The 4,357-nt window shown below is 64.1% G+C and carries 4 protein-coding genes; 1 reads left to right on the top strand and 3 read right to left on the bottom strand.

Annotated features, from left to right (window positions below; genetic code table 11):
- Window positions 1–132: 132 nt before the first annotated feature.
- Window positions 133–1,653 carry an ABC transporter substrate-binding protein gene (locus tag ACREE8_RS09795; protein ID WP_431572802.1) on the bottom strand — a complete coding sequence of 507 codons (1,521 nt, stop codon included), beginning with the start codon at window positions 1,651–1,653 and terminating at the stop codon, window positions 133–135.
- Between the two features lie 345 nt (window positions 1,654–1,998).
- Here ACREE8_RS09795 and ACREE8_RS09790 point away from each other — a divergent pair, with 345 nt between their 5' ends.
- Complete coding sequence (locus ACREE8_RS09790; protein WP_431572801.1) at window positions 1,999–2,655, top strand: helix-turn-helix transcriptional regulator; 657 nt, start codon at window positions 1,999–2,001, stop codon at window positions 2,653–2,655.
- A 9-nt stretch (window positions 2,656–2,664) separates the two neighbouring features.
- On the opposite strand, the gene ACREE8_RS09785 is transcribed toward ACREE8_RS09790, so the two are convergent.
- Window positions 2,665–3,777, bottom strand: coding sequence for a hypothetical protein (locus ACREE8_RS09785; protein ID WP_431572800.1), 1,113 nt, complete (start codon window positions 3,775–3,777; stop codon window positions 2,665–2,667).
- 136 nt (window positions 3,778–3,913) lie between these two features.
- On the bottom strand, window positions 3,914–4,357 hold a 444-nt coding region (locus ACREE8_RS09780), incomplete at its 5' end, for a hypothetical protein (RefSeq protein WP_431572799.1).

The following is a 4,357-nucleotide window of genomic DNA, read 5'->3' as shown; positions in this document are numbered from 1 at the left end:
CACCTCGACCGCGAGGAAGATGATCAGACTCACGAGAAAGAGCGTTATCGCGGCCTGGAAGACGCGTCTGAAAATCAATGTTTCCATGACGGAGTGACATTGAAGGGTCAGGCCATTGGCTGTCCAGGTCGCTCAGCGGTCATCGCATTCGAGTTCTTCGTAATTCAGGTTGTTTTGCTGGATATGGGCGTTGAAGCCGTGGCAGGCGGTCCGGATCGCATTGATCGGCTGATAAAAGAACGGGATGATGATGCTGCCCTGCTCGGACAGCAGCTCCTGCGCCTTCTTGTAGATCGCCTCGCGCTTGGCGTCGTCGAGCTCGGCATTGGCATCCGCCAGCAGCTTGTCGAATTCCGGATTCTTCCAGTTGCCTTCGTTATAGGCGGCGGTGCTGGCGAAGATATAGGCGAAGGCCTCTCCGGGCGGGCGGATGGTCCAGGTCGAGTTGAAGACCGGGCGTTTCATCCAGACCGTGTCCCAGAAAGTGTCGCCCGGGTTGTTGACCAGCGTGACACGGATGCCGGCGGGGGCCGACTGCTGCTGCACCGCCTGGACGAAGTTCAGCATGCCGGGTGCCACATCGCCGGTATTGAGCTCGACATCGATGCCGTTGGGATAGCCCGCCTCGGCCAGCAGCTTCTTGGCCAGCGCCGGGTCGTAAGGCTTCACGTCATGGCGGTAGGCGCTGCTCCAGTTGGTCGGGATCGGGTTGTCGTTGCCCGCGATGGCGTAGCCCAGCATGGCCGTATCCACGATGGCCTGGCGGTCGATCGCGGCCTTCCAGGCCTGGCGAACGCGGACATCGTCGAACGGCTTTTTGTCGGACTGGATCGAGATCGTGTAATAGGAACCCGCCGGACCAGCCAGCAGCTTGACCTTGGGATCGTCTTTGAGGATCGACGCGCTCGAGGCGCCGGTCGCGATCAGGAGATCCGCCTGGCCCGACTGGATGGCGGCGGTACGGGTCACTTCCTCGAGGATCACCTGGATTTCGAGACAGTCGGCCTTGGGCAGCCCCGGCTTCCAGTAATTGGGGTTCTTGCGCAGGACACGGCGGGATTCGTTCGGCTGGAAGGTCTCGACCGTGAAGGGACCGGTGCCGATCGGATGGGTCGTGAGCTGTTCTGTGGTCGCGCCGTCGGGAACGATGAAGCCGTGCTTGAATCCCAGGAAGGTCGGCAGCTCGGCCACCGGCTGTTCGGTCTTGAACTCGACCGTGTAGTCGTCGACCGCGATGATGTTCTCCGCCTTCAGGAAATTCAGCGGGCCCGCAGCCGGCGATGCGACCTTGGGATCGATCAGGCGGCGGAAGCTGTAGACGACGTCCTTGGAGGTCATGGGACGTCCGTCGCTGAACTTGACGCCCTGGTGGAGCTTGAAGGTCCAGGTCTTACCGTCGGGCGAGACGGTCCAGGATTCGGCCAGCGCCGGAACGGGCTTCAGTTCCTTCGGATCGAGATCGACCAGCTTGTTGTAGACGGCATAGATGCCGTAGGCATTGTCGTCGGTGGGCTGGAAGGCAGGATCGAAGCCGATATTCGGCAGCCCGCTTTCCGTGCCGATAATGCGCACGCATTCTTTCGCCAGCGCTGCCGTGCTGCAGGCGGTGGCAATCAGCAGCGCTATGGCCGCTGTCCGGATCGGATATCTCATCGGTAGCCTCCCTTGCCTTGTGGCGTTATCGCCGGCTCTCAGGAGGCATAGCGTCCGCCCCTGTTCTTCCCCGGAGAAGCGCTCTTTCGACACCGGCGTCCTGGTCGGGCCTGCGTGCCGGCGCGCGCTCCGCCTGCCGGACTTTCAGGGGCGACTATACAAGAACAGGACGTTTTGTCTATATTAGACAGTCAATGTAATCCGACGCCCGGAGACGCGAACGCCCGGAGCGCTGGAACGCTCTATGTCCAGTAATATAAGCAGCTTTGAACCGCATCGATTGATTGGTCCAGGGGATGCGAGTAGAACTCCGGCAGCGCGCGACAATCACGAATAGTGGACGATATGTCTAAGAACAGACGGCCGAACACGACACCCCTCGCGACCTATGTGCCGATCGCCGAGGCGCTGGCCGTCCTGTTCGGGCCGCATGTCGAGGTGGTGCTGCATGATCTGCGCAGCGGCAAGATCGCGCATATGGCCAATGTCTGGTCCGGACGGAAGGTCGGCGATGAATCGCTTGTCGATCTCGACATCTCCGACTTCAGCGACGGCGTCGGCGTTCTCGGTCCCTACGAGAAGGCGGGGCCGGGCGGCGAGCGTCTGCGCTCGATCACCGCGGTGCTGCGCGACGATGTGGGCACCGCGATCGGGTTGCTCTGCGTCAATCTCGATCTCTCGGGCCTGGACGCCGCGACCAAGCTGATCGCCGATCTCTTTCCCTTCGACACACTGGTGCCGCGCCCCGAGATGCTGTTCCGCAAGGATTGGCGGGAGCAGGTCAATCTGGTGATCCGCGAGTTCCTGCTGACCCATCGCAAGACGATCCAGCGTCTTGACAAGACCGAGCGCGAGGAATTGATCGCCGAAATCGAGAGCCGCGGGCTGCTCGAGATGCGCCACGCCTCGCAATATGTGGCGGCCCAGCTCGGCATTTCGCGCGCGACGCTCTATAACGCGCTCGGCCGCGCGCGCAAGGAACCGCAGCGCGCGAAGGCGTAACCGCCGCCCCTACTGCCCGACGGCGCCCTTCAGCGTCTGCAGCACCGCCGCCAGCAGCGTGTCGCTGTGCGGCACCTCGGCGTCGGCTTGCTGCGCATCGAGGCCTTTCCGGGCGACGGCGAGCTTGATCAGCCGGTTCTCGTCGGGCGCCAGGATCATATAGTCCGCCACATAGGCATTCTGGGGGTTGGCGCGCCGGCAGACGGTGTGGATGCGCCGCGCCGGAAATCCGGCCTTGCCGCTCAGATCCTCGATGCGGGAGTCGAATACGCCCCGGCAGCTGGCGGAATCGTTGAACAGCGTCAGGGTGCTGGTCATGCCGACGAGATAGGGCATCGGCACGTGGCGCTGGGTGAATTCATAGCCGGAGAGGCCGCCGCCGGAACGGTCGGAATCGAGCCAGAAGAGGGGGAAGCCCGGCGCCATCTTCTTGCGCTCCGCATCCGGCAGGATGCGCGCGTTGGTGACGCCGGCCTTCGCCAGCAGGCCATTGGCGAGATCGGTCAGGACCGCGGGTTCGATCGGGCTGAACTGCGCGGTGCTGGTGGGGCCGTGGCCGACCGCCTGCGTGGTGCCGTCGTCGGCCGGGACGGGAATCCCGGCGCCGAAGGGATCGCCGACGGCCTGGTTGCCGTAATTGCTGAAGCCCATCTCGCGCATGGTGCAGGCGAGGAGCCGCTGCAGGCCGCGATTGACCTGGCTCAGGGGATAGACCATGGACTCGCCCGTCGCCGGATTGACCGCGATGCGGGTCCCGATCCGCAGCCGCTGATAGATCGCGCCCGGATTGTCGAAGGTCATGCCGGCGGTGTTCGCGTCGTAATTGGTCAGGAGCGCCGGCAGCGGCGGATATTCGCCGACGATGATCTCGGCCGATTCCGCTTGGCCCCTCTTCAGGTCGGCATGCTTGTTGGTGAAGCTGACGACGAAGCTGCCATCCTTGGCGTTCGAGAAGGTGACGAACTCGCCGGTCACGAACTCGGTCGTCATCGAGCAGCGCATGAAGCTGCCGCTCTCGTCATAGCGGGCGCCGCCGTCCCAATGGCCGATGGTGAACTGGTCGGCCGCCTGGGCCGCCGGGCTGAGGAGGAGGAGCAGGGCGGCGGTCGGCAAGGCACGCATCGGGGGCGACTCCGAGCCATGGAGGGGGATCTGGACGCCGTCGCTTTTAGCACGGTCCGGGTCCCGATGCCCGGTGGTGAAAATGGGCGGCTGCGCCCTTCCTCCGGTTCTCCCGCGCCCCGCCCCTCAGACGGTCCTACTCGCCGGCTTCGCCCTTCAGCGTCTGGACGGCCGCCGCCAGGAGCGCGTCGCTGTGGGGCGCTGTGCCGTCCCTGTCATGGCCGTCGAGACCTCGCCGCTGGACCGCGAGCTTGACCAGGCGATCCGCGCCCGGCGCGAAGATCAGGTAGTCAGCCATATAAGCGTTCTGCAGGTCGGGGCGCTGGCAAACCGTATGAATGCGCCGCGTGGGAAATCCCGCCTTCGTCGTCAAATCCTCGATCCGTGAATCGAATACGCCCTGGCAGCTGGCGGCGTCGTTATAGAGCGTCAGGGTGCCGGTCATCCCCACCAGGAGCGGCATAGGCGCATGCGACGAGGTGAACTCATAGCCCACCAGGGCCCCGCCGGTGCTCTTGGAATCGACCCAGAGGAGCGGGAATCCCGGCGCGAAATTCTGGCGCTCCTCGGCGCTCAGGAA

This window comes from Hypericibacter sp., assembly GCF_050729195.1.
In the GTDB taxonomy this organism is placed as follows: Bacteria; Pseudomonadota; Alphaproteobacteria; order Dongiales; family Dongiaceae; genus Hypericibacter.
This window is presented reverse-complemented; position numbering and strand designations above follow the sequence as displayed.

Excerpts from the sequence above, each read along its gene's own strand:
- ACREE8_RS09790 (WP_431572801.1), top strand. The coding sequence starts at position 1,999 with ATGTCTAAGAACAGACGGCCGAACACGACACCCCTCGCGACCTATGTG.
- ACREE8_RS09785 (WP_431572800.1), bottom strand. The coding sequence starts at position 3,777 with ATGCGTGCCTTGCCGACCGCCGCCCTGCTCCTCCTCCTCAGCCCGGCG.
- ACREE8_RS09795 (WP_431572802.1), bottom strand. The coding sequence starts at position 1,653 with ATGAGATATCCGATCCGGACAGCGGCCATAGCGCTGCTGATTGCCACC.